Source organism: Devosia ureilytica (assembly GCF_024273195.1).
GTDB classification, from domain to species: domain Bacteria; phylum Pseudomonadota; class Alphaproteobacteria; order Rhizobiales; family Devosiaceae; genus Devosia; species Devosia ureilytica.
In genome coordinates this window covers 281,063-306,013 of sequence record NZ_JAMZCU010000002.1, presented here as the reverse complement: position 1 = coordinate 306,013, position 24,951 = coordinate 281,063, and the positions used below count along the sequence as shown (strand labels likewise).

29 protein-coding genes are annotated in these 24,951 nt (G+C 63.1%); 13 read left to right on the top strand and 16 right to left on the bottom strand.

Going from position 1 to position 24,951, the window contains the following annotated elements; all coding sequences use genetic code 11:
* Nucleotides 1–5: 5 nt before the first annotated feature.
* Genes gshB through rsmI form a run of 3 tightly spaced genes read right to left on the bottom strand, consistent with a single transcriptional unit; the run spans nt 6 to nt 2,201 of the window.
* The gene (gshB, locus tag NIM87_RS05485; protein ID WP_254673631.1) at nt 6–950 is read right to left on the bottom strand and encodes a glutathione synthase; all 945 of its coding nucleotides are present in this window, start codon (nt 948–950) and stop codon (nt 6–8) included.
* An 8-nt stretch (nt 951–958) separates the two neighbouring features.
* The gene (locus NIM87_RS05480) at nt 959–1,270 is read right to left on the bottom strand and encodes a YraN family protein (protein ID WP_254677753.1); all 312 of its coding nucleotides are present in this window, start codon (nt 1,268–1,270) and stop codon (nt 959–961) included.
* 43 nt (nt 1,271–1,313) lie between these two features.
* The gene (gene rsmI, locus NIM87_RS05475; protein WP_254673629.1) at nt 1,314–2,201 is read right to left on the bottom strand and encodes a 16S rRNA (cytidine(1402)-2'-O)-methyltransferase; all 888 of its coding nucleotides are present in this window, start codon (nt 2,199–2,201) and stop codon (nt 1,314–1,316) included.
* An 85-nt stretch (nt 2,202–2,286) separates the two neighbouring features.
* On the opposite strand from rsmI, the gene NIM87_RS05470 reads away from it, so the two are divergent.
* A complete protein-coding gene (locus NIM87_RS05470) occupies nt 2,287–3,513 on the top strand; it encodes a penicillin-binding protein activator (protein WP_254673628.1) in 1,227 nt (408 codons plus the stop codon).
* Here the strand turns inward: NIM87_RS05470 and hemW are convergent.
* The 3 genes from hemW to rph form a co-directional block, all read right to left on the bottom strand.
* Nucleotides 3,510–4,670, bottom strand: coding sequence for a radical SAM family heme chaperone HemW (gene hemW / locus NIM87_RS05465; RefSeq protein ID WP_254673627.1), 1,161 nt, complete (start codon nt 4,668–4,670; stop codon nt 3,510–3,512). The genes NIM87_RS05470 and hemW overlap by 4 nt on opposite strands.
* Complete coding sequence (locus tag NIM87_RS05460; RefSeq protein ID WP_254673626.1) at nt 4,657–5,301, bottom strand: non-canonical purine NTP pyrophosphatase; 645 nt, start codon at nt 5,299–5,301, stop codon at nt 4,657–4,659. Before NIM87_RS05460 ends, hemW begins: the two co-directional genes overlap by 14 nt.
* Nucleotides 5,302–5,530: 229 nt before the next feature.
* Entirely contained in the window at nt 5,531–6,247 is a 717-nt protein-coding gene (rph, locus tag NIM87_RS05455; protein ID WP_254674076.1) for a ribonuclease PH, read from the bottom strand.
* 140 nt (nt 6,248–6,387) lie between these two features.
* On the opposite strand from rph, the gene hrcA reads away from it, so the two are divergent.
* On the top strand, nt 6,388–7,470 hold the full coding sequence (gene hrcA, locus NIM87_RS05450; RefSeq protein WP_254673625.1) for a heat-inducible transcriptional repressor HrcA: 1,083 nt from the start codon (nt 6,388–6,390) through the stop codon (nt 7,468–7,470).
* 78 nt (nt 7,471–7,548) lie between these two features.
* Nucleotides 7,549–8,142: a nucleotide exchange factor GrpE gene (grpE, locus tag NIM87_RS05445; RefSeq protein ID WP_254673624.1), complete on the top strand. Its 594-nt coding sequence runs from the start codon at nt 7,549–7,551 to the stop codon at nt 8,140–8,142.
* Nucleotides 8,143–8,285: 143 nt separating this feature from the next.
* On the opposite strand, the gene pncA is transcribed toward grpE, so the two are convergent.
* A complete protein-coding gene (gene pncA / locus NIM87_RS05440) occupies nt 8,286–8,948 on the bottom strand; it encodes a bifunctional nicotinamidase/pyrazinamidase (RefSeq protein ID WP_408640050.1) in 663 nt (220 codons plus the stop codon).
* Nucleotides 8,918–10,702 (bottom strand): aminodeoxychorismate synthase component I, encoded by a 1,785-nt coding sequence (gene pabB / locus NIM87_RS05435; protein WP_254673622.1) that lies wholly within the window; start codon nt 10,700–10,702, stop codon nt 8,918–8,920. The genes pncA and pabB overlap by 31 nt, the downstream gene beginning before the upstream one ends.
* A gap of 117 nt (nt 10,703–10,819) precedes the next feature.
* Here pabB and NIM87_RS05430 point away from each other — a divergent pair, with 117 nt between their 5' ends.
* From NIM87_RS05430 to dnaJ, 3 genes are all read left to right on the top strand, one after another.
* Nucleotides 10,820–11,152 (top strand): hypothetical protein, encoded by a 333-nt coding sequence (locus NIM87_RS05430; RefSeq protein ID WP_254673621.1) that lies wholly within the window; start codon nt 10,820–10,822, stop codon nt 11,150–11,152.
* Between the two features lie 221 nt (nt 11,153–11,373).
* Nucleotides 11,374–13,290 carry a molecular chaperone DnaK gene (dnaK, locus tag NIM87_RS05425; protein WP_254673620.1) on the top strand — a complete coding sequence of 639 codons (1,917 nt, stop codon included), beginning with the start codon at nt 11,374–11,376 and terminating at the stop codon, nt 13,288–13,290.
* 488 nt (nt 13,291–13,778) lie between these two features.
* Nucleotides 13,779–14,918, top strand: a complete 1,140-nt coding sequence (gene dnaJ, locus NIM87_RS05420; RefSeq protein WP_254673619.1) for a molecular chaperone DnaJ — start codon at nt 13,779–13,781, stop codon at nt 14,916–14,918.
* A 154-nt stretch (nt 14,919–15,072) separates the two neighbouring features.
* Here dnaJ and NIM87_RS05415 read toward each other — a convergent pair whose 3' ends face one another.
* A complete protein-coding gene (locus NIM87_RS05415) occupies nt 15,073–15,288 on the bottom strand; it encodes a hypothetical protein (protein ID WP_254673618.1) in 216 nt (71 codons plus the stop codon).
* Between the two features lie 34 nt (nt 15,289–15,322).
* Nucleotides 15,323–15,730 (bottom strand): VOC family protein, encoded by a 408-nt coding sequence (locus NIM87_RS05410; RefSeq protein WP_254673617.1) that lies wholly within the window; start codon nt 15,728–15,730, stop codon nt 15,323–15,325.
* A gap of 115 nt (nt 15,731–15,845) precedes the next feature.
* Between NIM87_RS05410 and NIM87_RS05405 the strand changes: the two genes are divergently transcribed.
* Nucleotides 15,846–16,391 (top strand): NADPH-dependent FMN reductase, encoded by a 546-nt coding sequence (locus NIM87_RS05405; RefSeq protein ID WP_254673616.1) that lies wholly within the window; start codon nt 15,846–15,848, stop codon nt 16,389–16,391.
* Between the two features lie 2 nt (nt 16,392–16,393).
* The gene (locus tag NIM87_RS05400) at nt 16,394–16,999 is read left to right on the top strand and encodes a histidine phosphatase family protein (RefSeq protein ID WP_254673615.1); all 606 of its coding nucleotides are present in this window, start codon (nt 16,394–16,396) and stop codon (nt 16,997–16,999) included.
* 21 nt (nt 17,000–17,020) lie between these two features.
* On the opposite strand, the gene NIM87_RS05395 is transcribed toward NIM87_RS05400, so the two are convergent.
* The gene (locus NIM87_RS05395; RefSeq protein WP_254673614.1) at nt 17,021–17,467 is read right to left on the bottom strand and encodes a MarR family transcriptional regulator; all 447 of its coding nucleotides are present in this window, start codon (nt 17,465–17,467) and stop codon (nt 17,021–17,023) included.
* Between the two features lie 152 nt (nt 17,468–17,619).
* On the opposite strand from NIM87_RS05395, the gene pyrF reads away from it, so the two are divergent.
* Nucleotides 17,620–18,321: an orotidine-5'-phosphate decarboxylase gene (gene pyrF, locus NIM87_RS05390; protein ID WP_254673613.1), complete on the top strand. Its 702-nt coding sequence runs from the start codon at nt 17,620–17,622 to the stop codon at nt 18,319–18,321.
* Nucleotides 18,322–18,332: 11 nt separating this feature from the next.
* Here the strand turns inward: pyrF and NIM87_RS05385 are convergent, their stop codons facing one another.
* Both NIM87_RS05385 and NIM87_RS05380 read right to left on the bottom strand, forming a co-directional pair.
* Nucleotides 18,333–19,337, bottom strand: coding sequence for an adenosine kinase (locus NIM87_RS05385; protein WP_254673612.1), 1,005 nt, complete (start codon nt 19,335–19,337; stop codon nt 18,333–18,335).
* A gap of 87 nt (nt 19,338–19,424) precedes the next feature.
* Nucleotides 19,425–19,985, bottom strand: coding sequence for a TetR/AcrR family transcriptional regulator (locus tag NIM87_RS05380; protein WP_254673611.1), 561 nt, complete (start codon nt 19,983–19,985; stop codon nt 19,425–19,427).
* Nucleotides 19,986–20,045: 60 nt separating this feature from the next.
* Between NIM87_RS05380 and NIM87_RS05375 the strand changes: the two genes are divergently transcribed.
* The gene (locus NIM87_RS05375; RefSeq protein ID WP_254673610.1) at nt 20,046–20,495 is read left to right on the top strand and encodes a DUF2214 family protein; all 450 of its coding nucleotides are present in this window, start codon (nt 20,046–20,048) and stop codon (nt 20,493–20,495) included.
* Nucleotides 20,496–20,622: 127 nt separating this feature from the next.
* Here NIM87_RS05375 and nth read toward each other — a convergent pair whose 3' ends face one another.
* Entirely contained in the window at nt 20,623–21,297 is a 675-nt protein-coding gene (nth, locus tag NIM87_RS05370) for an endonuclease III (protein WP_254673609.1), read from the bottom strand.
* A 50-nt stretch (nt 21,298–21,347) separates the two neighbouring features.
* On the opposite strand from nth, the gene NIM87_RS05365 reads away from it, so the two are divergent.
* Nucleotides 21,348–21,827, top strand: coding sequence for a DUF2244 domain-containing protein (locus NIM87_RS05365; RefSeq protein ID WP_254673608.1), 480 nt, complete (start codon nt 21,348–21,350; stop codon nt 21,825–21,827).
* Nucleotides 21,828–21,904: 77 nt separating this feature from the next.
* Nucleotides 21,905–22,774: a methylated-DNA--[protein]-cysteine S-methyltransferase gene (locus NIM87_RS05360; protein ID WP_254673607.1), complete on the top strand. Its 870-nt coding sequence runs from the start codon at nt 21,905–21,907 to the stop codon at nt 22,772–22,774.
* Between the two features lie 161 nt (nt 22,775–22,935).
* Here the strand turns inward: NIM87_RS05360 and NIM87_RS05355 are convergent, their stop codons facing one another.
* Nucleotides 22,936–23,550 carry a 2,3-bisphosphoglycerate-dependent phosphoglycerate mutase gene (locus NIM87_RS05355; protein WP_254673606.1) on the bottom strand — a complete coding sequence of 205 codons (615 nt, stop codon included), beginning with the start codon at nt 23,548–23,550 and terminating at the stop codon, nt 22,936–22,938.
* 56 nt (nt 23,551–23,606) lie between these two features.
* Nucleotides 23,607–24,419, bottom strand: coding sequence for a 4-hydroxy-tetrahydrodipicolinate reductase (gene dapB, locus NIM87_RS05350; RefSeq protein WP_254673605.1), 813 nt, complete (start codon nt 24,417–24,419; stop codon nt 23,607–23,609).
* 125 nt (nt 24,420–24,544) lie between these two features.
* Between dapB and NIM87_RS05345 the strand changes: the two genes are divergently transcribed.
* Nucleotides 24,545–24,895 (top strand): VOC family protein, encoded by a 351-nt coding sequence (locus NIM87_RS05345; RefSeq protein WP_254673604.1) that lies wholly within the window; start codon nt 24,545–24,547, stop codon nt 24,893–24,895.
* The last annotated feature ends 56 nt before the right edge of the window (nt 24,896–24,951 follow it).

Sequence of the window (24,951 nt, the reverse complement as noted above, 5' to 3'; positions counted from 1 at the left end):
GGTCCCTATCCCCGCCGCTTCTCGATGGCGTCCCAGATCATCACCGCAATATCGGGGCCGCCGAAACGCTTGATCTCGCGGATCCCGGTCGGGGAAGTGACATTGATTTCAGTGAGATAGCCACCGATGACGTCGATGCCGACAAAGATCATGTCGCGCTCTTTCAGCGCCGGGCCGATGGCCGCGCAGATTTCCATCTCGCGCTCGGTCAGCGGCGAGAGTTCGGGGCGGCCACCCACATGCATATTGCTGCGCGCCTCGCCATCGGCCGGAATGCGGTTCAATCCCATGACCGGCTCACCGTCGATGATGATGATGCGCTTATCACCTTTGCGCACATCGGGCAGGTAGCGTTGGACCATGAAGGGTTCGCGATAATTGGTCTCGAACAGTTCGAGCAGGCTCGCCAGGTTATGGTCGCCTTCCTGGATGAAGAACACACCAGCCCCGCCATTGCCGTAGAGCGGCTTGACGATGATATTGCCATGCTGCTTGCGGAAGGCATGGATTTCGGCGCGGTCGCGGGTCACGAGCGTCGGCGGCATCAGCTCGGGGAACTCGGTGACGAGGATTTTTTCGGGCGCATTGCGCACCGCTGCAGGCGGGTTGACCACCAACGTCCTGGGGTGGATGCGCTCGAGCAGATGCGTGAGCGTGATGTAGTTCATGTCGAAGGGCGGATCCTGGCGCATCAGCACCACGTCCTGGGTGGATAGGTCCACGCGATTGGCCTCGCCCAGGGTGAAGTGCTGGCCCTTTTCCGCATCAGTCACGGTGATCGGCTGGGCCAGGGCGCTGACGGTATTGCCGTTCAGCGACAGCGTATCAGGCGTATAGTGCAGCAATTGATGCCCGCGCGCCTGCGCCTCGAGCATCATGGCGAAGGTCGAATCGCCGCGCGGATTGATGGTTGCAACATGGTCCATCTGGACCGCGACTTTGAGTGTCATGACATCTCTCAGCTGGCGGGAAAGGCATTGATCAGATGGCGCGGCCAGCGGCCGGGTGCAAGTAGAATTACGTCGAAACGAAAATCCCGGCCCAGGGCATCGGGGTTTTGTGCCAGCCAGAGTTGCGCCGCCCTGGCAATCCGGCTTCGATTGATTGCTGCAAAAGTCAGCGCTTCATCGGCATTTAGGGCGCGCTGCTTGACCTCGACAAAGACCACGGTGCTGCCCTTTTCGGCCACGAGGTCGATTTCGCCCATGGGGGTTTTGAAGCGGCGCTCGAGGATGCGGTAGAATTTCAATTGCAGCCACAGCGCCGCCATGGCCTCGCCCCTATGCCCTTGCCGATAAGCGGCGACGCGGCGGCTACTCGGCGTTTTTGAGGGTGAGCGCGGCATCATAGACTTCCTTGCGCTTGAGGCCGAAGCGATCGGCAACCTCGTCTACCGCAGCCCGCAGCTTCTGGTCGGCCATGGCAATTTTGAGTGCCGCCATCCAGTCTTCTAGGGCAGGGGCGCTCGGTTCGGCGGCACCGGCCACCACAATGACGGCCTCGCCTTTGGTCTCCTGATCCGCGAATTGACTTGCCAGTTCCGCCAGCGAACCACGAAAACTGCGCTCGAAACGCTTGGTCAGCTCCAGCGCCACCACGGCCTGACGCTCGCCCAGCACCTCGGCCATGGCAGCAAGGCTGCCCTCGAGGCGCCGGGGTGATTCGTAGAACACCAGCGTTTCACGTGAATCCTTCAGCCTTGCGAGCGCATTGATTCGCGCCCCGGCCTTGGGCGGCAGGAAACCGTGGAAGGCAAAGGCGTCGGTGGGGAGGCCCGCAATTACCAGCGCCGAGAGCAGGGCCGATGCGCCGGGGATAGGAAAAACCGGCAGGTTCTGTTCGGCCAGGGCCCGGATCAGCGGAAAGCCGGGATCGGAAAGCAGCGGCGTTCCGGCGTCGGAAATCAGCGCGATTGCGGCACCGGCCGCAATGCGAGCGGCTATCTGGTCGGCCTTGTCACGCTCATTGTGCTCGTGCAGCGCCTGGCGCCGGCCCTTTATGCCATAATGGTCGAGCAGCTTGGCCGAGGTTCTCGTGTCCTCGCAGAGCACGATTTCGGCAGCCGCAAGGGTCTCGAGGGCTCGAATGGTAATGTCGCGCAGATTGCCGATGGGCGTCGCGACCACATAGAGCCCGGGCGCCAGGGTTGGCGCTTCAAAGCGCGTACCGGCCAGAAAATAGTCTCGTGTGTCATCGGCCATCGGGTGCCCGGCATCCTTTTCAAGCATTGGTTAACCATATGGCGCGACCTTGTTAACACATTGTGAGCTTTTGAGGCGGCATCGCGTGGGAAATCAAAACAATGGGCCGGTCTGGACCCGCCGCTCGGCGATTGCCGGTTTGGCCTCGCTGCTGGCCGCCTGTTCTCCGGGGTCCATGCAATGGGGATCACGCAGCTTTTCGCTGCCCTGGGGGCAGGACAGTGGAAGCGGCGGGCTGAGCCCCATCGCCACCACGCCGGCGGAACGCTTCGGGCGCGGACCTGTCAATGTGGCCCTGTTGCTGCCGCTCTCGGGCGATCCGGCGCTGGCGCAACTGGGACTTGCCCTCGCCAATGCCAGTAAGCTGGCCATAGGCTTCATCGAGGCCAATCCCAATATTGGGGAAAATATCACCATCGCGCTGCGCGACACGGGCGACAGTGCCGCAGGCGCAACCAGTGCAGCCAGCGCAGCAATTGCCGAGGGCGCCAAGCTGATTCTCGGGCCGCTCAAGGCCGATCAGGTTAGCGCGGCTGGCGCGGTGGCGCGGGCCAGTGGCGTGCCGCTGATCGGCTTTGCCAATAATGGCAGCGTCGCCGGGCCAGGCGTCCATGTGCTCAATGTGTTGCCCGAAACCGAAATGAAGCGCGCCGTCACCTATCTGCGCGAGCAGGGGCGGCGTGGGCCTGCCGGCATCTTTCCGGCAACCCCCTATGGCGAGGCCCTGGCCACTGCCTTTCGCACCCAGGCGATCAGCGCCGGGTTCAATCCCAGCGCCGTCTATACCTTTTCCGATGTCAGCGAAGCGCAATCGATCATTGCCCAGGCCAAGCCGCTTGTGGATCGCGGCATGCTCGATGCGCTGATCATTCCCGACCGCGCCAGCGCCCCGACCTTTGCCCGCCTGCTCGCCGAGGCAGGCGTCGGGTCTGACTTGGTGCAACTGGTCGGCTCGGCTGATTGGGCCAGCGATCCGGCTTTGCTCGCCAATCCGGCCCTGGTCGGCGCGATCTTTCCCGCCATCAATGACGCCGGCCTCAACGCCATTCGTGCCGACTACCAGGCGCGCTTCGGCAGCGCCCCGCCGCAAATGGCCACCATTGCCTATACGGCGACCATCCTTGCCAATGTGAACACGCTGTCCCTCGCCACTCCGCCCTATGATGCCATGCTGCTGACCAACCCCGCCGGCTTTGCGGGGCGCGATGGCCTCTTCCGGCTCAACGCCAATGGCAGAAGCGATTATGCGCTGGTGATCCGCCAGATCGGGGCTGGGGGCGTGATGACCACGGTGGACGGGGCGAAGCTTTAGGCCGCCAGATCCGCCACGACCGCGTCGAGCACCGGAAAACCCTTGTCAGTCACGCGGATATTGCCATTGGGCAGGGTCTCGACAAAGCCGTAGCCTTTTAGCGCAGCGATCTGGCCTTCGGATATGCCGCGGCCGGAGAGCGACATGAAGCGGGAGGGCGAAATGCCTTCCTTCAAGCGCAAACCCATGACCAGGAACTCGTCGCCCTGCTCTTCCCAGGTGAGCACGTCGTCGACCACCATGCCATGGCCGAATTCATTGACTTGCTTGAGCCAGTCAAACGGCATTTTCTCGGTGGCGGTGGCGTGGCGCTGATGGTTGACCATCAGCCGGCCATGGGCGCCCGGACCAATGCCGGCATATTCGCCATAGCGCCAATAGAGCATGTTGTGGCGGCTTTCCTGGCCGGGCACAGCATGGTTGGAAATCTCATAGGCCGGCATGCCGGCGGCAGCTGTCAGTTCCTGCGTCAATTCATAGAAATCGGCGGCCAGGTCTTCGTTGGGCATTTTCAGCTTGCCCGCCTGATGCAGGTCGAAATAGCGCGTCCCCTGCTCGATGGTCAGCTGGTAAAGGCTGATATGGCCACGGGCAAGCCAGAGCGCTTCCTTGAGCTCGTCTTCCCAATCCTCAAGCGTCTGCTTGGGGCGGGCGTAGATCAGGTCGAAACTCGAACGCTCGAATACCGATTGCGCGATGCGCACGGCGGCCACAGCCTCTTCGACCGTGTGGCGGCGGCCCAGTTCGGCCAGCGGACCGGGGCGGAGCGATTGCACGCCCAGCGACACGCGATTGATCCCGGCGCCCCGAAACCCGCGGAAGCGCTCGACCTCGACGCTGGTGGGATTGGCCTCCAGCGTAATTTCGGCCTTGCTGTCGATCTGCCAGGCGCCGGCGATGGCGTCGAGAATGGTCTCGACCGCCTTGGGGCTCATCAGAGAAGGCGTGCCGCCGCCAAAAAAGATCGATTGCACCAGCCGGCCCGAGGACAGGCTCGCCATATGGGCAATCTCGCGCTTGTAGCCCTCGACAAAGGCGTCTTCGTCGAGCACGCCGCGATGAACGTGGGAATTGAAATCGCAATAGGGGCATTTGGCCGCGCAGAAAGGCCAATGCACATAGACGCCGAACAGATCGTTGGCACTAGCCTTGCTCAATCTGGTTCTCCACGAATTGCGCAACGGCGCGGGCGCGGTGGCTGAGGCCCGTTTGTCCGGGCGCCCAACTGTGCTTTGCCTCGGCGGCCATTTCGCCAAAGGTGATGTCGTGTCCGTCGGGCATGAACATGGGGTCATAGCCGTGGCCCATATCGCCGCGCGGCGGCCAGACCAGCGTGCCATCGCAACGTCCCACAAAGAGCATGTCGCGCCCGTCGGGATGGGCCAGGCATAGCGTGGCGTTGAATGAGGCGCGGCGTTGGCCTGGCGAGCTGGCGCCCGCCGCCTGCAAGGCATCTTCAACGCGCTTCATCGCCCGGTTGAAATCGCGCGGCACCCCGGCCCAGTCGGCGGTATAGACGCCCGGGTCGCCATTGAGGGCATCCACGCACAGTCCCGAATCATCGCTCAGCGCCAGCATATTGGCGCCCCGGGCCGCGGCATGGGCCTTGGTGCGGGCATTTTGGGCAAAGGTGGTGCCGGTTTCCTCCGGCTCAGGCAGACCCAGTTCCCCCGCCGACACCAGTTCGAGCCCAAAGGGCCCGAACAGCTCGCGAAATTCCTTGAGCTTGCCCGCGTTATGCGTGGCAATCACCAGGCGGTCGCCAGCATGGAGGCGGGGAATGCTCAATTCTTCTTCCCTTCAAGCGCGCGGGAGATGTCGTTCCAGATGGCGCAGTTGGTTGCCGAGAAGGATGGATCGGTCTGGGCAAAGGCCCCCTCACCCGCCGCTGCGCGGCGACCTCTCCCCCCAGGGAGAGGTGAAGAGGTATCCCCCATGTCGCGTCGCGACACCTCTCCCTTTGGGGGAGAGGTCGGCCGAAGGCCGGGTGAGGGGGCCTTGCTTCCAAACGAGAACATCATGCGTCCAAAGCCGCCTTTTGCATCACACTCAATTCGCCAATGCCTTGTTCGGCCAGGCCCATAAGGGCGTCCAGTTCGGCGCGATCAAAGGGGGCGCCTTCGGCGGTGCCCTGGATTTCGACGAATTTTCCGGTGCCGGTCATGACGAAATTAGCGTCCGTTTCGGCCTCGACGTCCTCGAGATAATCGAGGTCGAGCACCGCGGTGCCGCGATAGATGCCGCAGGAAATGGCGGCGACGCTGTCGACCAAGGCCTTGCCCTTGGTCATCTGGCGCGCTTCCATCCACCTTATGGCATCAGCCAGCGCCACATAGGCGCCGGTGATCGAGGCCGTGCGGGTGCCGCCATCGGCTTCGAGCACATCACAATCGAGCGTGATCTGCACTTCGCCCAGCGCTTCAAGATCGACCACGGCGCGCAAGCTCCGCCCGATCAAGCGCTGGATTTCCTGGGTGCGGCCCGATTGCTTGCCGGCCGTGGCTTCACGGCGGGTGCGCGAGCCGGTGGCGCGGGGCAGCATGCCGTATTCGGCGGTGACCCAGCCCTTGCCCTTGCCGCGCAGCCAGCCCGGCACGCTGGTTTCCACCGATGCCGTGCACAAGACCTTCGTATTGCCGAAGGCGACCAGGCAGGAGCCCTCGGCCTTCATGGCGACGTTGCGCTCGAGAGTTACCGCCCGCATATCGCTTGGCTGCCGTCCGGATGGCCGCATCATAATTCCAGTCTTTGTTGCCGTTAACCGCCTCTTAACCCTCATCGCCCCGGCTCACAAGCACCGGGCGCTTGGCGGATGGGGATGAAGGCCTTAAATGAAGAGGCAGGGTTAAAGGCGACGAGTTTAATCAAACCATCATGACCAGGCCGGCCGAAGACTTTCTCTCGGTACTCAATGCCCGCAGCCAGGATATTTTCCGGCGGCTGGTGGAACGCTATCTCGATACCGGCGTGCCCGTGGGCTCGCGCGATCTGAGCCGCCTCTTGCAGGTCGAACTCTCGCCCGCCTCGGTGCGCAATGTCATGGCCGATCTTGAGGACCTGGGGCTGATCGCGGCGCCGCACACCTCCGCCGGGCGGGCGCCGACCCAGCAGGGCTTGCGCTTTTTCGTCGATTCCATGCTCGAGATCGGCACGGTCAATGAAAGCGAGCGCAACCAGATTGCCCGCCATATCGAGGGCACCGCCGGGCATGCCCAGGTCGAGGATGTCCTGACCGAGGCCTCCTCTCTGCTTTCGGGCCTCAGCCAGGGCGCCGGCGTGGTGATCGCCACCAAGGCCGACATGGTCTTGAAGCATATCGAATTCGTGCGCCTCGACACCGCGCGGGCCATGGCCATCATGGTGGGCGAGGATGGGCAGGTGGAAAACCGCATACTCGACCTGCCGCCCGGCTACACTGCCAGCGCCTTGCAGCAGGCCGGCAATTACCTGGCGCAATATGTCGTGGGTCGCACGCTTTCCGAGGCGCGGCGGGTGCTCAATGAGCGCCGGGCCGAGCAGCGGGCAGAACTCGATGAATTGACCCAGAAGCTGGTCGAGGCGGGGATTGCGACCCTTGCCGAACCCTCGGGCAACAATGCCCCGACCGTGATCGTGCGAGGGCGCGCCAATCTCATCAACGACACCATGGCCAGCGACGAGTTGTTGCGCATGCGGCAGCTGTTCGATGAGTTGGAAAGCAAGGATGGCTTGCTCGATTTGCTGGGCGATGCCGAGCGCGGGCAGGGCGTGCGCATCTTCATCGGTTCGGAAAACAAGCTGTTTTCGCTCTCGGGGTCGTCGGTCATTCTCTCGCCCTACAAAGACGCCAATGACCGCATTGTGGGGGTGCTCGGGGTCATCGGGCCGACGCGGCTCAACTATGCGCGTATCGTGCCGGTGGTGGACTATACCGCCAATGTCATTTCCGCGATGATGGCCCGCAAGCGCGGCAATTGACCGCTCGGCGCTTGAATTTGCGGTCCGCTTGGCCGATATGGCGGGCAACAGATTTTATCCATTATGGAAGAAGACCAGATGAGCGACGAAAACGCCGCCCAGGGCGAAACGCCGGAAACCGAGATCCCCGAGACCGAAACGCCGGAGGTTGATCCTGTCGAAACCCTGATGGCTGAAAACGCCGAACTCAAGGATCGCGTCCTGCGCACGCATGCTGAGATGGAAAACCTCAGGAAGCGCACCGAGCGCGATGTGGCCGACACCCGCTCCTATGCCATTGCCGGCTTTGCCCGCGACATGCTGACGGCCACCGACGCGCTGAGCCGCGCGCTGATGGTCATCCCCGAAGATGTCCGCGAAACCGCTGACGGTTCGCTCAAGAGCCTGATCGACGGCATCGAACTGGCCGACCGCGAAATGCAGCGCCTGCTGGCCAAGCATGGCGTCAAGCCGATCGAAGCGGCCGGCCAGAAGTTCGATCCACACAAGCATCAGGCCATGTTCGAAGTGCCCAATCCCAATGTGCCCGAGGGCACGGTGGTGCAGGTGGTCCAGACCGGTTTTGCCATTGGCGAGCGCGTTCTGCGCCCCGCAATGGTCGGCATCGCCAAGGGCGGCGCGGCGGCAGCGGCCGAAGGCGATGACGCAGAGGGCGTGGACAAGAACGCCTGAGATTTGAGGGTTTCTTGAGTTTTGAAAAAGGGCGCCGCAGGGCGCCCTTTTGTTATCGAGCGCGCAAGGCATGGCACCTGTCGCAGCCACACCTCTCCCTTGGGGGAGCGTCTGACCATAGGGCCGGGTGCGGGGGTCTTTTACTACTCCAAGATCTCGCGGCTCATCACCCGCGCAACCCCGGCCTCGTCCATATCCGCCCAGGCCTTTGCCAGCGATCCATCGGCATCAATCGCGCGCGTCGCATCCTCGATGACGGTGACGTCAAAGCCCCCCGCGATCCCGTCCAGCGCTGTCCAGGCGACGCAGAAATCGGTGGCAAGGCCGACAACGAACAGCCGCCCGACGTCGCGTTCATTGAGATAACCTGCGAGCCCTGTCTGGGTTTCGCGGTCGGCTTCCTGGAAGCCCGAATAGCTGTCGATGGCCCGGTTGTAGCCCTTGCGAATGATCAGCTGGGCATGGGGAAGCTCGAGGTCGCGGCTCAGCTCAGCGCCATGGGTCTGCCAGACGCAATGGTCGGGCCAGAGCACCTGCGTCCCGTAGTCGAGGGCGATGGTTTGAAACGGCGCCTTGCCGGCGTGCTGGCTGGCAAAGGAGATGTGATCCTTCGGATGCCAGTCCTGGGTCAGGACCACATTGTTGAACCTGGTCGCCAGCTGGTTGATCAGCGGCACGATCTCGTCACCACCCGCCACCGCCAGGCTGCCGCCGGGCAGGAAGTCATATTGCACATCGACGACGATGAGGACGTCCTCGGGCTGAATGGCGATGGTCATGATATGTGATCCTCCCGGTCGATCCATTGCGCGCGAACAAGACCGCGCACCGAATTGCCCAGCCAGATTGCCTCGGCACCGGCGAGGTCGGCAAGGGTCAGAACCTGCTCGTCTGCCTTGCCCGTGGCAATGAGCTCGGCGCGCAGGGTTCCGGGCAAAAGGCCTGAGGAAAGGGGCGGGGTCAGCAGGCGGCCATTGCGTTCGATAAAAAGATTGGTGAACGAGCCCTCGGTCAGCTCGCCGCGCGTATTGCGGAACACCAGCTCATCCAGTCCCCGCTCGTCATGCGCAACCTGCCGCGGGTTATCATAAAAGGCGCGATTGGTGGTCTTGTGCGCCAGCCACACCGACCCTGCATCCAGCTTTTCCTCGGCAATGCCGAAACGGAAGCTTTCCGGGCTCGGCGGCAGCGGCACGGCGGTCAAGACGAAGCCGGCGTCCGACAGCGTCAGCCGCACCCGCATGGGGCCGGTCCAGTCCCGGCTTGCCGCGGCCAGCACCTCTGCGGCCCCAGCCCGGGTCATCTCCAACATGAAGTAGCGGGCCGATGCCTCCAGCCGGTCGAGATGGCGCGCCTCAAAATCAAAACCGCCATCAGGGGTCCATTTGAAGGTCTCGATCAGGGTCACCGGCGGGGCGGGGTCGGACAGGAAATTCAACTTGAGCAAGGCCTCCTCATATTCGTCCTCAAGGACCGAATCGGCAACGATCCCGCCGCCAATGCCGATTTCGCCCTGGCCCGCGGCGTCGATCACCGCCGTGCGGATGGCGACGTTGAAGGCGAAATCGCCATTGGGGGCGAGGTAACCGATGGCGCCGGTATAGAGCCCGCGCGGCCCCTGTTCGAGGGCATGGATAATTTCCATCGACCGCAGTTTGGGCGCCCCGGTGATCGAGCCGCAGGGAAAGAGATTTTCCAGCACCATGCCAAAATCCACGCCCGGCTGTTTTCGCGCCAGGATGCCCGAAGTCATGGTGTGGAGGCTGCGGTAGGTTTCAACGGTAAAAAGGTCGGTGACCTTGACCGAGCCGGTCTCGGCAATGCGCCCCAGGTCATTGCGCAGGAGATCGACGATCATCAGGTTTTCGGCGCGGTTCTTTTCGTCGGCCGCCAGCAGCGCCCGGCCTTGCGCGTCTTCTGCCAGGGTCCGGCCGCGCTTTTGCGTCCCCTTCATCGGCCGGGCCCTGAGCACGTCGCCGGTGCCGGAGACGAAGAGTTCAGGCGAGCGCGAGAGCACGACATGGTCGCTGGCCTCGATATAGGCGCCATAGGCGGTCCTCTGGCTATGGGCCAGCGTTCGATAGAGCCCGAGCGGATCCCCCTCAAGCCGGAAGCCGGCCTTCATGGTCAGATTGACCTGATAGGTGTCGCCCGCCGCAATGAAGTCTTTTACCTGCGCAAAGGCCTCTCCATAGGCGGCACGATCGAGCTTAGGGGCAATCCCGACCGCCCGGCCTTCGCCAGCCGCGTCCAGCATGGCGGCGACCTCAGCGCAAGACAAAGGCTGCGGCGCCTCATAGAGGCCAAGCCAGAGCAGCGGGGTGGCGGAGCGCTGGGCCAGCAGCGGGGCCAGCCTGTCCTCGAACAGAAATCCCAGTTCATAGGCAAAATAGCCCGCCACCCAAAGGCCCTGGGCATGCGCCACGGCCAAGCGTGCCAGCGCATGGCGTGCCGTCGTCGCATCATGGGCCACCAGCACTTCACGGGGCTGGGTGAACAGCAGGTTCTGGCCTTGGGGCGTGAGATTGTCGTGCAGCAGCACGGTGCCGGGGGTGAACATGATGCGCTTCTAGCGATTTTTGCGCCGCCGTGAAACGGGACGGCTTGGCGGGACTTGCGACAAGTGGCAGAGAATAGCCGTCCGGAAGCGACTCGCCTCCGGCGTGAGGGATCCATCATGAAGACGCATCTGCTGGGCGGCCTTGCCGCCCTTGCGCTCGTGGCCGGCATTGCGCCCGCCGCGGCACAGACCGTGGAGTTCACGGTCATCAACAATAGCTCGTTTGATCTGCACTACTTCTACACGACGCCGAGCGAGGAAAATACCTGGGGCGATGACCTCCTGGGCGATAGCGGCGTCCTCGAAGCCGGCTATCAGGCCACCGCCACCATTGGCGATGGTTCGGACCAATGCCTTTATGACTTCAAGTTCGTCATGGATAATGGCGCCGAGCTGATCGCGCCGGCGATCGATATCTGCACTCTCGACAGCTACACCATCAACGATTGATGGTGCGGGCCGCCTGGCCAGCCGGGCGGCCCGTTCTCCGGCCTCATGTAAAATCTGCCGATACGCGCGCTTGAAGCGTTGGTGACACCCCCCTATATACGCCCCGAGGCCCCCACGGGGGCGATTTTAATATCGAGTAGGGACCCCGACCCTTTTCGGGTCAGGAAGTTGCTTTCGTTGAGAGGGCTTCATGGCGGGTTCGCTGAGAGAGAGGCAGAGTAATGGCTAAAGTTATCGGTATCGATCTGGGTACGACCAATAGCTGCGTGGCCGTCATGGACGGCAGCAATCCCAAAGTAATCGAGAATGCGGAAGGCGCGCGCACGACGCCCTCCATGGTCGCCTTTTCCAAGGACGGCGAGCGCCTCGTCGGCCAGCCGGCCAAGCGTCAGGCGGTGACCAATCCCGAAAATACCCTGTTCGCCGTCAAGCGGCTGATCGGTCGCCGGTTCGACGACAAGGTCGTGGCCAAGGACAAGGACCTGGTGCCCTTCAAGATCACCAAGGCCGACAATGGCGACGCCTGGGTTGAAGCCAATGGCGACAAGTATTCGCCGTCGCAGGTTTCGGCCATGGTGCTGCAGAAGATGAAGGAAACCGCCGAGAGCTATCTGGGCGAGACTGTCACCCAGGCCGTGATCACGGTTCCGGCCTATTTCAACGACAGCCAGCGCCAGGCCACCAAGGACGCAGGCAAGATTGCCGGCCTTGAGGTGCTCCGCATCATCAACGAGCCGACGGCCGCTGCGCTGGCCTATGGCCTGGACAAGAAAAACTCGGGCACTATCGCGGTCTATGACCTTGGCGGCGGTACCTTCGACGTGTCGATCCTCGAAATCGGCGATGGCGTGTTCGAGGTGAAGTCCACCAATGGCGATACCTTCCTTGGCGGTGAAGACTTCGACATGCGTCTGGTCGACTACCTCGCCGACGAGTTCAAGAAGGAACAGGGCATCGACCTGCGCGGCGACAAGCTCGCCCTGCAGCGTTTGAAGGAAGCGGCTGAAAAGGCCAAGATCGAGCTGTCGAGCTCGACCCAGACCGAAATCAACCTGCCCTTCATCACCGCCGATGCGTCCGGTCCCAAGCACCTGACCCTCAAGCTCTCGCGCTCCAAGCTCGAATCGCTGGTGGACGACCTGATCCAGCGCACCATCGAGCCGTGCAAGCAGGCCATGAAGGACGCTGGTCTTTCGGCCAGCCAGATCGACGAAGTCGTTCTGGTCGGTGGCATGAGCCGCATGCCCAAGGTGCAGGAAGCGGTCAAGCAGATGTTCGGCAAGGAGCCCCATAAGGGCGTCAACCCGGACGAAGTCGTGGCTTTGGGCGCTGCCATTCAGGGCGGCGTGCTGCAGGGCGACGTCAAGGACGTGCTGCTGCTCGACGTGACCCCGCTCAGCCTTGGTATCGAAACCCTGGGCGGCGTGTTCACTCGCCTCATCGATCGCAACACCACCATCCCGACCAAGAAGAGCCAGACCTTCTCGACCGCCGAAGACAACCAGAATGCCGTGACCATCCGGGTGTTCCAGGGCGAGCGCGAAATGGCGGCGGACAACAAGCTCCTGGGCAATTTCGACCTGGCCGGCATTCCCCCCGCGCCGCGCGGCGTGCCGCAGATCGAAGTGACCTTCGACATCGACGCCAATGGCCTGGTCAATGTTTCGGCCAAGGACAAGGGCACCGGCAAGGAGCAGCAGATCCGCATCCAGGCTTCTGGTGGTCTTTCGGACGCCGACATCGAAAAGATGGTCAAGGACGCCGAGGCCAATGCCGATGCCGACAAGCGCAAGCGCGAAGCGGTGGAAGCGCGCAACCAGGGCGAATCACTGGTCCACTCGACCGAAAAGTCGCTGTCTGATTACGGCGACAAGGTTTCGGCCGAGGACAAGGGCGCCATCGAAACCGCCATTGCGGACCTCAAGAGCGTGCTCGATGGCGACGATGCAGAAGCCATCAAGGAAAAGACCGCCACTCTGGCCGAAGCCTCGATGAAGCTGGGCGAGGCCATGTACAAGGCCAGCCAGGCAGAAGCGGAAGCCAAGGCCAATGGCACCGATGATGAAGACGACGACGACGTGGTCGACGCCGACTTCGAAGAGGTCAAGGACGGCGACGACGACAAGAAGTCGGCTTAAGTTCTGATCCGATACATGCAAGGCCTCGGTGGAAACACCGGGGCCTTTTGTTTTGGATGGCCAGACCGGCAAGAATCGCCGTCGGCGCTCTCGTTTTTCGGAGGGGCGGTCATCTCCGACGGGGCACAGGACCGACTGGTGGCGATGGGTGCGTTTGAAGGGCGCATTGTCATCACCGCAGTCTTCAAGCCGAGGCCATCAAGAAGGCGACGGGTTAGATTGGCGGCGATGTGCGGGTCAGTGGTCCTGCCATTCGAACGTAGCTCTCATGGCCTTCGCCCCTGATATCACCCCGCCGGTGTGATTTTGTCGCGCAGCAGCCGGGGCGAAGTGTTCCACGTGAATCCGTGCTGGTTGATCCTCGCTTCTCCCCTTGCTAAGACGCGGCGGCCTGCCCATATGCGCAGGAACACGCTGGCCTGGCCGGCTTTTGCCCATTTCAAACCTGCGCGACGACCTGACCGGCGCGACGATAAAGAGAGTTCATCTTGGCCAAACGCGATTTCTACGAGGTGCTTGGCTGCCAGAAGGGCGCCGATGATGCGGCCCTCAAGAGCGCCTATCGCAAGCTCGCGATGCAGTTTCACCCCGACCGCAATCCGGGCAATGACGAGGCCGAGCACAAGTTCAAGGAAATCAACGAGGCGTACGACACGCTCAAGGACGGCCAGAAGCGCGCGGCCTATGACCGGTTCGGCCATGCCGCCTTTGAAAATGGCGGCGGTGCGCGCGGTGGTGCGGGCTTCGGACCCGAATTTTCCTCGTCCATGTCCGACATTTTCGAGGACATCTTTGGCGACTTCATGGGCGGCGCCGGCGGACGCCGGGGCGGCGGTGGCGCGGCCAAGATGCGCGGCTCGGACCTGCGCTACAATCTGGAAGTCTCGCTCGAGGAGAGCTTTGACGGCCGCACCGTCGAGATCGATGTGCCGACGCTGGCCGGTTGCGACACCTGCGAGGGAACCGGCGCCAAGCCCGGCACCGGTACCCACACCTGCCGGCAGTGCAATGGTCATGGCAAGGTGCGTGCTGCCCAGGGCTTTTTCACCATTGAGCGCACCTGCCCGGTCTGCCAGGGCCGCGGCCAGATGATGGACCAGCCCTGCACCGATTGTGGTGGCCAGGGCCGGCGCCAGCAGAACCGCAAGCTTTCCGTCGATGTGCCAAAGGGTATTGAGGACGGCACGCGCATTCGCCTTGCCAATGAGGGCGAGGCCGGTCTGCGCGGTGGCCCGCCGGGCGATCTTTATATTTTCGTATCGATCCGTCCGCATGACCTGTTCCAGCGCGACGGCGCCGATCTTTATGCGCGCGTGCCCATCTCCATGACCACGGCGGCGCTGGGCGGCGAATTTGAAGTGCCCACGCTCGACCAGTCCCGGGCCAAGGTGAAGGTGCCCACTGGTACCCAGCCGGGCCAGCGCGTGCGCCTCAAGGGCAAGGGCATGCCGGTGCTGCGCAGCAAGGACGTGGGCGATCTTTATGTGCAGCTCGACATCGAGACGCCACAGAACCTGAGCCGCAGGCAGCGCGAACTGCTCGAGGAATTCGCCCGGCTCGAAACCGCCGAAACCAGCCCAACCTCTGGCGGCTTCTTCGATAAACTCAAGAAAATGTTCGAGGCTTGAGCCCGGCCGCTTTGCGGCCAAATCGCGCCAGTGGCGCGATTTAAGGGCTCAAGGCCTGGAGACCTATGGTCGACAGGCGGGCGTCCGTAAGCGCGCCTCAAGGCCACGAGGGCCGTGCCTGAGTGGCACTAAAGCGCCGCGCACTCCGGCCCTTTCAATTCCCCGGCAGCACCCGCCTGGCTTCCTGCAACTCTGCCACCAGTTCGCCCACCGCCGCCTCGGCGGCCGCGGCGATATCGTCCAGCGCCGTGCCATAAGGGACTTCAAGGCCTAGGCGTTTGGACGGATCATCGGCCCAGACAAAACTCACGAAGCTCTTTTTGGCCACGAGGTCATGGGTGAGATGGGTGATTGTCATCGTCGATGCCATCGCGGCGTGTCCCGGGCGTGTGAAACCAGCGCCATTATTCGGTCGGCATCTGGCTCATGTCCATCCAGACATATTCCCACACATGGCCATCAAGATCGGCGATGGCGCGCGAATACATGAAGCCGTAATCCTCGGTGGGGCGCTGGATGCTGCCGCCGGCCTTGAGTCCGGCCTCGGCAATGGCGTCCACGGCGGCGCGGCTGTCGCGCGACAAGGCATAGAGCGCACCAGTTTCGGCCTTGGCATCAGGAATCGGCTTTTTTGAAAAGCCCTCGAATTTTTCATGGGTCAGCAGCATCACGTAGATGGTGTCGTCGATCACGATGCAGGCCGCCGTTTCATCGGTGAACTGCGGATTGTGATCAAATCCGAGCGCCTTGTAATAGGCCATGGATGCGGCGAGATCCCGGACGGGAATATTGACGAAGATCGACGAGGCCATTGGTAGTCTCCCTTGATGTGGCGCAGGCTCACGTTTGAAACCGCGCCTGCCAATTCACTTGCACCGACGATGCAGCCGCGCCAGTTTCGACACAGTGCACAAGCCTGGAGGCATTATGAAGACGGCGCTTACCCTTTCGGGGTCGATCCGCAAGGGGTCCTACAATCGCATGCTGCAGCAGCATATGGGCCGCAAGCTCACCGAGGCGGGCGTTGCGGTTACCGCAGTGGACCTTTCCGATTTCGAAATGCCGATCTTCAACGAGGATCTTGAGCCCGACAATGTGCCCGAGGCCGCCGGGCGCCTCGCCGAAATGTGGCGCAGCCACGACATCGTCTTCATCGCCACGCCTGAATATAATGGCGGGGTGCCGCCGCTCCTGGTCAATACGATCACCTGGCTCTCGCGCCAGAAGCCGAGCCCCTTTCGCCATGCCGTCTTCGGCATTGGCGGGGTCAGTTCGGGAAAGTATGGCACCATATGGTCCTTGAGCCACCTGCGCGACAGCCTCACCAAGGTGGGCACGCTGATTGTGCCGACGCTGCTCGGCATCGGTCCGGCCGAAGCCGCGTTTGACGAGACAGGCGCCCCGGTGGAACCGGCCATCATCCGCAAGGTTGAGACCATGGTGCATGAATTGACTCATTTCAGCCGGGGATAGAATTGCGCGCGCTTTACCTCTCCCACCCCCAGGTCAGGATGGACCCCGCTGTCCCGGTGCCACTCTGGGGGCTATCGGCCGAGGGGAGGGGGCGGGCGGAGGCCTTCGTGGGGCGCGGCGTGGTGCCGGTTGGCGCCATGGTGTTTTCGAGCCGCGAGACCAAGGCGCTGGAACTGGCAGAACTGGTGGCGGCGGCGGCGGGCACGCCGGTGTTCTCCGATCACCTGATGGGCGAAAATGACCGCAGCGCCACCGGCTTCCTGCCGCCGGCGCTGTTCGAGGAGCATGCTGATCGCTTTTTCGCCCAGCCGCAGCAAAGCGTGGAAGGCTGGGAGCGCGCCATCGATGCCCAGGCGCGCGTGGTGTCGACCGTGCGCACCGCCCTTGCCTCGGTGCCGCCGGGTGTGCCCGTCATTTTTTGCGGCCACGGCGCCGTGGGGACGCTGCTCAAATGCCGGATCGGCAGCCGCCGCATTTCGCGCGACGAGGACCAGAGCCGCATCGGCGTCCAGGGTGGCGGCAATGGTTTCGTCTTCGATCTCGCCGCCCGGCAGCTCCTCACCGACTGGACCCCCATGGAAGACATCCCGCACGACTGGTTCGCCTGAGACCATCGATCCGTCGCCGGGCTATCGCCCCTGTTTTCCCACCCATTGCGCGAGCCCAAACAGTTCCACCGCGTCACCAAGCGCCGGCGCCAGTCGCACCAGCCGCTCCGCCTCCCCCTCCACATCGCGCAGCCGCATTGGTCCGGTCAGAGGCACCGCCGCGACCAGTTCCGAGCCGGACTCGGTAATGGCGACATTGCGGGCGCGCCGATCCTCGGGGTTGGAGCGCACCTGACATAGTCCCTTGCGCCGCAGGTCATCAATCGCCTGGCCCAGCGTGGCCGGATGCGCGATGAGCGCCTTGCGCAGGGCGGCCAGCGGTATATGCGGCCGCTCGGAGACGATATGCAGCACCGCCAATTGCAGCGCCGTGATCTTGTGATCGCGCTTCAAGCTGGCCTCGAAGGCCTTGAGCGCGGTGTCGAGCCGCATCCAGGCCACCATGGCCGTCAATGCCTGTTGCTGCATGTGAAATGTCCCAAGCCGCTATAAGAAGCGGCGTGATATGACGCCATAACATCGCCTCGCAAGCCTATTATGTTGCCATAACACCAACAGAACGCTTGCTCCGACATCCAAGTTATGCGACCGGAAGACAAATCATCATCGGGAGAAAGACCATGGCTGGCCAGTTGATCGTGGGCCTCGACGTTTCCTCGCGCGCGCGCGCTGAAGAGATCGTCTCGCTCCTGGGTGATAGCGTCGATTTCTACAAGATCGGCTATCAATGCTTTTATGGCGCCGATGGAATGGCGCTGGGCAAGGCCCTGCTCGCAGCGGGCAAGAAAGTCTTCTTCGATCTCAAGCTGCTCGACATCGACAACACGGTCGAAAAGGGCGTCGCCGCCATTGCCGAAACCGGCGCCACCATGCTCACCGTCCACGCCTATCCCAAGGCCATGCGCGCCGCCCAGAAGGCCGCCCAGGGCTCCGGCCTTTGCGTGCTTGGGGTCACCGTTCTCACCTCGATGGACGATGCCGACGTCAAGGACGCCGGCTATGCCCGTGACGCGGCGGGCCTTGTGGCCCTGCGCGCCCAGCAGGCGCGCGAAGCCGGCATTGGCGGCGTGGTCGCCTCGGCCCACGAGGCCGAAATGGTCCGCACCATCATCGGCAGCAAGATGGCTATCGTCACCCCCGGCATCCGCCCGGCGGGCGCCGATCTCGGCGACCAGAAGCGCGCCATGACCCCGGCCGATGCGCTCGCCGCCGGTGCGTCACACCTGGTGGTCGCCCGTCCGATCATTGCGGCGGCAGACCCGGCGGCGGCGGCCAAGGCAATTTTGGCGGAAATGGCAGGGAAACGGTTGAGCGTGGCCTAGGGGTTCTTCCCTTATCCAGCCAGCCCATGTTTCTGCGTCAGTGCTTCCAGATCGAGCTGCGGCCGGGCGCCGATGTGGCTGATGACTTCGGAGGCCGCCAGGCACCCGGTCTTTAGTGCCGCGTCAATGGTCTGGCCACGCGCCAGGCCCAGAAGAAACCCCGAGGCGAAGAGATCGCCGGCACCGGTCGCATCGACGACCTTGTCGACCGGGAAGGCCGGCACAGACACCACTTCGCCATTGAACACGGCCATGGCGCCCTCGGCGCCCATGGTGATGGCGGCCACTTCGGCGTCCTTGGCGATCTGGCGCACCGCTTCCCCGAGATCATCGGTCTCGTAGAGCGATTTCAGCTCATGCACATTGGCAAAAACATAGTCCACGGTCTTTGAGCGGATCAGGTCGAGGAATTCAGCGCGGTAGCGGTCGACGCAGAACGGGTCAGAGAGCGTAAAGGCGGCGGCGCGCTCGTTCTTGTGGGCATAGTGGGCCGCCAGCACGAAGGCCTTCTTGGCCTCTACCGGGTCCCACAAAAACCCTTCCATATAGGTGATGGCCGAGCCGCCGATTTCATCGGGGTTGATGTCGCGCTCGGTCAGCTCGTGACAGGCGCCCAGATAAGTGTTCATCGTCCGCTCGCCATCGTCGGACACGAAGATCATCGAGCGGGCGGTCAAAGCGCCGTTTTTCAGGCGCGAGGTATTGTAGTGGACGCCGATTTCGGTGAGGTCGGCGTCGAAGACATCGCCCAGCGGATCGTCGGCGACCTTGCCCACGAAGGCGGCACGGCCGCCAAGCGAAGCAACGCCTGCGGCAGTATTGGCGGCCGAGCCACCCGAAATCTGCTGCCGGCCCAGCGGCATCTTGCCATAAAGGTCTTCGGCCCGATCGGTGTCGATCAGGTGCATGATGCCCTCGGTCATGCCTTCGCGCTCGATAAAGCCGGGTTCCACCGGGGCAATGATGTCAACAATCGCATTGCCAATGGTCAGCACGTCGAAGCGGGTCTGGGTCATGTCGGGGACGGTCCGGGTTTGTCGCAAGGGGGCCGTGAGCCGGTTTATCCCAATGCAATCCCTGGGGCAACGCCGCAATGCCTCGGTCTAGAGCGAGGAAATAATCTCACCCACCAGCGCTTCGGTATCCTCGCCGGCGCGGATGGCGATCTGGCCGTCGAGCAGCAGCACCGCCAGCCCATGCACCTTGGCCCAGGCAGCCAGCGCCTTGATACGGCCGGTTTTGGCATCGCCGCCCACCACGTGGCGCAGTGTATCGAAGGCCGCATCCGCCGCCATGCTGAGCCCCGGCCGCGCTTCGCGCTTGAGGAGGGGCGAGAACATCAGCCGGAAGAGATTGGCGTTCTGCAGGGCAAAGACCACATAGGTCTTGCCCATGGCTGCCATGGGATCGTCGGGTTCGCTTTTCGCCACCGCCTCCATGCGCGCCGCAAAACGCTGGAACCCGGTTACCGCCAGCGCTTCGAGCAGCGCCGCGCGGCTATCAAAATGCCGATAGGGCGCCGCCGGCGAAACACCGACCGCCCGGGCCAGATCACGCAGGCCCAGGCCCGCCTCGCCCTCTTTTTCCAAAATGAGCAGCGCTGCCTCGAGCAGGGCCTGGCGCAGATTGCCGTGATGATAGGGGCTATTGGAGTATGTTGACATTGCTTACATGATGATCCAGATATGTATGCACCGTTTACATCAACGAGGCACCTGACGCAAATGCTTGACCTTGTTCTGGCCTCGGCCCACCACCTTGCCGTGTTTACTCTCGTGGCCGTTTTTGCCGCTGAATTTGTGCTCTTGCGACCCGGCCTGTCCGGCGCCCGCATCAGCCAGTTGGCACGGGTCGACGCGGCATATGGCGCGGTGGCGGGCGCGGTCGTTGTGGTTGGCGTTATCCGCGTGATCTTTGGCGCAGTAGGCTGGGAATACTATGTTTCCAATCAACTTTTCTGGGCCAAGATGGCAGCCTTTCTGGTCGTGGGCCTGCTCACCATTCCGCCGACCATGACTTTCCGGCGTTGGGCCAAGGCGGTCGCGACCCAGCCCGATTATGCGCCGCCCGAACGCGAAATCGTCGCGAACCGTCGCTTCATCCACCTGCAGGCGGGTGCACTGCTGCTCATCCCCATCTTCGCCGCCGCCATGGCGCGCGGTTTTGAGGGCTAATGCCAAAGTGTCGTTCCCCACTCCCTTGATCCCTCCACACAGGGGGAGGGGAGACAATGAACATTGCCGCTGCGGTCTTGCGCTTCCCTGGGAATGAGCGTGGGATGGACCGTCCCAGGGCAGTGCCCTACCGACCGACCGGCAGAGGCGATTTCGGCTCGAAAAGGCACCATTGGGCAATCGGGCAGCGCCAGCATTCTGGCGTGCGCGCCTTGCAGATATAGCGTCCATGCAGGATCAGCCAGTGATGGGCATGGAGCATGAAGCGCTCCGGGACCTGTTTGGTCAGGGCCAGTTCCACCGCCAGTGGCGTCTTGCCCGGCGCCAGGCCGGTGCGATTGCCGACGCGGAACAGATGCGTATCGACAGCGATGGTGGGCTGCTTGAAAAAAATGTTCAGCACCACATTGGCGGTCTTGCGCCCGACCCCGGGCAGCGCTTCGAGCGCCGCGCGATCATCGGGCACCTCGCCGCCGTGACGCTCGATCAGCAATTGCGAGAGCGCAAAAACATTTTTGGCCTTGCCGCGATAAAGCCCGATGGTCTTGATCAGCTCGGTGATCTGTTCAACGCCCAGCGCCACCATGGCGGCCGGGGAAGGAGCCAGTTCAAACAGGCGCTTGGTGGCCTTGTTCACCCCGACATCGGTCGCCTGGGCCGACAGCACCACCGCCACCAGCAGGGTAAAGGCGTTTGAATAATCCAGCTCCCCCTTGGGTTCGGGTTCGATCTCGTGAAACCGCGAAAATATGGCTTCGGCATCGGCCTTGCTCAGCTGCTTCACTTTTTTGGCACGCGCCATTCTCTCGGCCCCAATTGTCTGCCACACTTTCAAGCTCAGAGGCATGAGCGATGCAAGTCACCACCACAAGTCCGCTGTTCGCCGCAACCCTGCGGCCTGATCGCAACCTGCGCCTGGCAGGCGGCTGGATTGCGCTGGCACTAGCCACCATTGTCGGCACGCCCTTTCTTATCGCCATTCCAGAATTTGTCCTGCCAGGCCTCGTCGCCCTGGCGCTGGCCATAGCCGGGCTCCTTGCCCTGGGCATGCGGCAGGCGCGCCAGCGCCGCACCAGCCAGCAGGTGACGCTGTGGGCCGACCAGCTGGAAATTGCGACAGTGACACCCGGCACCGAAAAACACCTGCAGCGCTTTGATCCCAAAACGGTGCGGCTGCGCCTGACGCGCGACGCGTTCGAGCGAACCACCGGCGTATTCCTGCGCCATGCGGACGCCGAGATTGAACTGGGCGGGTTCCTGTCCAATGCCGACAAGTCGAGCTTTGCCAAGGCCTTTGGCGTCGCGCTGCGCAAGGCCCGCCGCGCAGCCTGATCCCGGTCAAATCCGGGTCGCTCCTTTCCGGCGTCGGCGCTAGAACCATGCCTGAACGTGCCAGAAGAGACCCGGACATGAACCAGCATATCCCGCTTGCGCCGGACAGCGACTATGACACCATCCGCGCCGCGATCCGCTATTTGAGCGAAAACGGCCCCGACGCCACCGATCTTGGCCGCTTCGCCCGCGCGCTTGGTCTCACCGAGCGGCAATTGACCGATCTGTTCCGTCGCTGGTGCGGCCTCAGCCCCAAAAGCTTTGCCCAGGCCGTGGCCCTCGACCATGCCAAGAGCCTCTTGCGTGAAAAGGCCAGCGTCCTCGACACCACCTATGAAGTGGGGCTTTCGTCCACCTCGCGGCTGCATGATCTGTTCGTCACTTATGAGGCCATGCCGCCCGGTGTGTTCCGGGCAGGCGGCGCCGGCATGGATATGATCTGGGGCGTCGCGCCATCGCCTTTCGGTCTGGCCGTTGTCACCGCCACCGACTATGGCATATCCGGGCTCGGCTTTGCCGATGGCGAAACGCGCATCGAGGATGCCTTTGCCGACCTGGCCAATCGCTGGCCCAATGCCCGTTTCAGCCGCGACGACGCCCGCATCGCGCCGCTCGTCCGCAATGTTTTCGAGCCGGGACGCTGGTCGGCCGACCAGCCAGTGCGGGTGGTGCTGATCGGCACCGATTTCGAGGTCAAGGTCTGGGAGACGCTTCTCAAGATCCCCTGCGGCCGGGCCACCACTTATTCCAGTGTCGCCCAGGCCATTGGCCGCCCCAGCGCCAGCCGCGCCGTCGGCGCCGCCGTGGGCAAGAACCCGATCAGTTTCGTCGTACCCTGCCACCGCGTCGTGGGCACGTCAGGCGCGCTCACCGGCTACCACTGGGGCGTGCCCCGCAAGCGCGCGATTCTGGGCTGGGAAGCCGGGGTGATCTCGGCGGCGCATTGAGCGCTTTGCTTCACGTGAATCCAATGCGGAAGAATACCCCCACCCGGCCTCCCCCTCAAAAGGGGGAGGGGCGATAGAGGCGCCTCCAAGACCAGTCGCAAGCGCCGGCCGGATTCCTCCCCCTATCAGGGGGAGGCGAGGTGGGGGTATCCCGCAAAAACCTAAAGCGTCACCCGCTCCACCAGCTTCCCATCCGTACCAATTTTGTACGTCGTCGGCTCACCCGTGCCGATTTCACGTGCCAGAATCTCATCGGGCGTCAGGCCTTCGATGGCCATCACCAATGCGCGCAGTGAATTGCCATGGGCAGCGACCAGCACGGTCTTGCCGGCCTTGAGCTGGGGCAGGATTTCGGCTTCGTAATAGGGCAGGGTGCGGGCTGCAGTATCCTTCAGCGACTCGCCGCCGGGCGGGGGCACGTCGAACGAGCGGCGCCAGATATGCACCTGCTCCTCGCCCCACTTTTCACGTGCATCGTCCTTGTTGAGACCGGCCAAATCACCATAGTCGCGCTCGTTGAGCGCCACATTGCGGGTGATGGTGACATTGTCGATGCCCATCTCTTCGAGCATCAGGTCCAGCGTGTGCTGGGCGCGGCGGAGCGCCGAGGTATAATAAAGATCCGGCACGATCCCGGCGGCCTTGAGGGCCTTGCCGGTGGCCCGGGCTTCCTCCACGCCCTTTTCGGTCAGGTTGGGATTGCGCCAGCCGGTGAACAGGTTCTTGAGGTTCCATTCGCTCTGGCCATGACGCACCAGGATCAGCGTTCCGCTCATATTTTTGGTCCTTGGATCAGTTGGTTGGAAGTGCGCCGCGCAATGGGCGCAAGAATTCAGTCATTGAGGCCGAGCACGTCGGCCATGGAGTAAAGTCCCGGCGCCTGCCCGACGGCCCAGCGCACCGCCTTTATGGCGCCATTGGCATAAATGGTGCGGTCCTGCGCCCGGTGATTAAGCTCGATCCGCTCGGATGGCCCGGCCAGGATCACCATATGATCACCGATGACATTGCCACCCCGCAGGGTCGCAAAGCCGATGGTCCCGGCTTCACGCGGGCCGGTGTGGCCATCGCGCACCCGAACCGAATTGTCCTTGAGATCGATATTGCGGCCCCGCGCCGCGGCTTCCCCCAGCATCAGTGCGGTGCCTGATGGTGCATCGACTTTCTGGTTGTGGTGCATTTCGAGCACTTCGACATCATAGTCGCCCAGCGCCCGCGCCGCCCGTTCCACCAGCACCGTCAAGGCCACCATGCCAGGCGAGAAATTGCCCGACTTGACGATCCGCGCGCCTGCGGCACCCGCAGCGGCAATCGCCGCCTCGTCGTCTGCAGAACAGCCGGTGGTGCCGATGATGTGGACCAGGCCCTTTTTTGCGGCCAGCTGCGCCAGCGCCACGCTGGCGGCCGGGGCGGTGAAATCAATGATGGCGTCGGCGCCATCGAGCAGGGCACCCGCGTCGTCGCTGACCAAAATGCCCAGCGGCTCGATGCCGGCCAGCACACCCGCATCCTTGCCCAGGGCGGCAGAACCGGCGCGGTCCAGCGCCCCCACCAGCTCGACCGCGTCATGCGCCGCGACCGCTGCGATATTGGCCAGACCCATGCGTCCGCCTGCTCCGGCCACAATGATCCGCAATCTGCTCATGCCGCACTCTCCTCGAACTCCACTCGGCTATAGCAGCGCCAATCGACCTCGCCAACCGGGATGCCGCAGGCGCCGGCTCTGTGCTAGGATTCGGTCAAACCCAAGAAGTGAAAGTGGACCTGTCCATGACGCTCACCAATGTGCTGGCCGGCATTACCGTCGAGGACCTCGGCCATTCCCTTGTCTGGTACGAATATCTGTTCGGCCGCCCTGCCGATGCGCGCACCATGGTCGATGTGGCCGAATGGAAACTGCCGGGCGGCGGTTGGGTGCATGTGATGAGTGACGCTGACCGGGCCGGCGCCAGTGTCTGCATGCTGATCGTTGATGATCTGGCCGAGGAACTGGCGCGGCTCGAATTGCACGGCCTCAAACCCGTCGCCAAGGCCATGGGCGATTTTTTCAAGACCGCCAAACTGCGCGATCCGGACGGGAACCTGATCATCCTCAGCCAACCCCAGCAGGGGACGTATTAGAGCGTTTGTCCCAAAAAACGCCGTGCCGCCCTCGGACTTGATCCGAGGGCCAATTG

What these genes read in the sequence shown, in the direction of transcription:
- gshB (WP_254673631.1), bottom strand. Translation starts at nt 950, where the DNA reads ATGACACTCAAAGTCGCGGTCCAGATGGACCATGTTGCAACCATCAAT.
- NIM87_RS05480 (WP_254677753.1), bottom strand. Translation starts at nt 1,270, where the DNA reads ATGGCGGCGCTGTGGCTGCAATTGAAATTCTACCGCATCCTCGAGCGC.
- rsmI (WP_254673629.1), bottom strand. Translation starts at nt 2,201, where the DNA reads ATGGCCGATGACACACGAGACTATTTTCTGGCCGGTACGCGCTTTGAA.
- rph (WP_254674076.1), bottom strand. Translation starts at nt 6,247, where the DNA reads ATGCGGCCATCCGGACGGCAGCCAAGCGATATGCGGGCGGTAACTCTC.
- hrcA (WP_254673625.1), top strand. Translation starts at nt 6,388, where the DNA reads ATGACCAGGCCGGCCGAAGACTTTCTCTCGGTACTCAATGCCCGCAGC.
- grpE (WP_254673624.1), top strand. Translation starts at nt 7,549, where the DNA reads ATGAGCGACGAAAACGCCGCCCAGGGCGAAACGCCGGAAACCGAGATC.
- pncA (WP_408640050.1), bottom strand. Translation starts at nt 8,948, where the DNA reads ATGGATCGACCGGGAGGATCACATATCATGACCATCGCCATTCAGCCC.
- pabB (WP_254673622.1), bottom strand. Translation starts at nt 10,702, where the DNA reads ATGTTCACCCCCGGCACCGTGCTGCTGCACGACAATCTCACGCCCCAA.
- NIM87_RS05430 (WP_254673621.1), top strand. Translation starts at nt 10,820, where the DNA reads ATGAAGACGCATCTGCTGGGCGGCCTTGCCGCCCTTGCGCTCGTGGCC.
- dnaK (WP_254673620.1), top strand. Translation starts at nt 11,374, where the DNA reads ATGGCTAAAGTTATCGGTATCGATCTGGGTACGACCAATAGCTGCGTG.
- NIM87_RS05415 (WP_254673618.1), bottom strand. Translation starts at nt 15,288, where the DNA reads ATGGCATCGACGATGACAATCACCCATCTCACCCATGACCTCGTGGCC.
- NIM87_RS05410 (WP_254673617.1), bottom strand. Translation starts at nt 15,730, where the DNA reads ATGGCCTCGTCGATCTTCGTCAATATTCCCGTCCGGGATCTCGCCGCA.
- NIM87_RS05405 (WP_254673616.1), top strand. Translation starts at nt 15,846, where the DNA reads ATGAAGACGGCGCTTACCCTTTCGGGGTCGATCCGCAAGGGGTCCTAC.
- NIM87_RS05395 (WP_254673614.1), bottom strand. Translation starts at nt 17,467, where the DNA reads ATGCAGCAACAGGCATTGACGGCCATGGTGGCCTGGATGCGGCTCGAC.
- pyrF (WP_254673613.1), top strand. Translation starts at nt 17,620, where the DNA reads ATGGCTGGCCAGTTGATCGTGGGCCTCGACGTTTCCTCGCGCGCGCGC.
- NIM87_RS05385 (WP_254673612.1), bottom strand. Translation starts at nt 19,337, where the DNA reads ATGACCCAGACCCGCTTCGACGTGCTGACCATTGGCAATGCGATTGTT.
- NIM87_RS05380 (WP_254673611.1), bottom strand. Translation starts at nt 19,985, where the DNA reads ATGTCAACATACTCCAATAGCCCCTATCATCACGGCAATCTGCGCCAG.
- NIM87_RS05375 (WP_254673610.1), top strand. Translation starts at nt 20,046, where the DNA reads ATGCTTGACCTTGTTCTGGCCTCGGCCCACCACCTTGCCGTGTTTACT.
- nth (WP_254673609.1), bottom strand. Translation starts at nt 21,297, where the DNA reads ATGGCGCGTGCCAAAAAAGTGAAGCAGCTGAGCAAGGCCGATGCCGAA.
- NIM87_RS05365 (WP_254673608.1), top strand. Translation starts at nt 21,348, where the DNA reads ATGCAAGTCACCACCACAAGTCCGCTGTTCGCCGCAACCCTGCGGCCT.
- NIM87_RS05360 (WP_254673607.1), top strand. Translation starts at nt 21,905, where the DNA reads ATGAACCAGCATATCCCGCTTGCGCCGGACAGCGACTATGACACCATC.
- NIM87_RS05355 (WP_254673606.1), bottom strand. Translation starts at nt 23,550, where the DNA reads ATGAGCGGAACGCTGATCCTGGTGCGTCATGGCCAGAGCGAATGGAAC.
- dapB (WP_254673605.1), bottom strand. Translation starts at nt 24,419, where the DNA reads ATGAGCAGATTGCGGATCATTGTGGCCGGAGCAGGCGGACGCATGGGT.
- NIM87_RS05345 (WP_254673604.1), top strand. Translation starts at nt 24,545, where the DNA reads ATGACGCTCACCAATGTGCTGGCCGGCATTACCGTCGAGGACCTCGGC.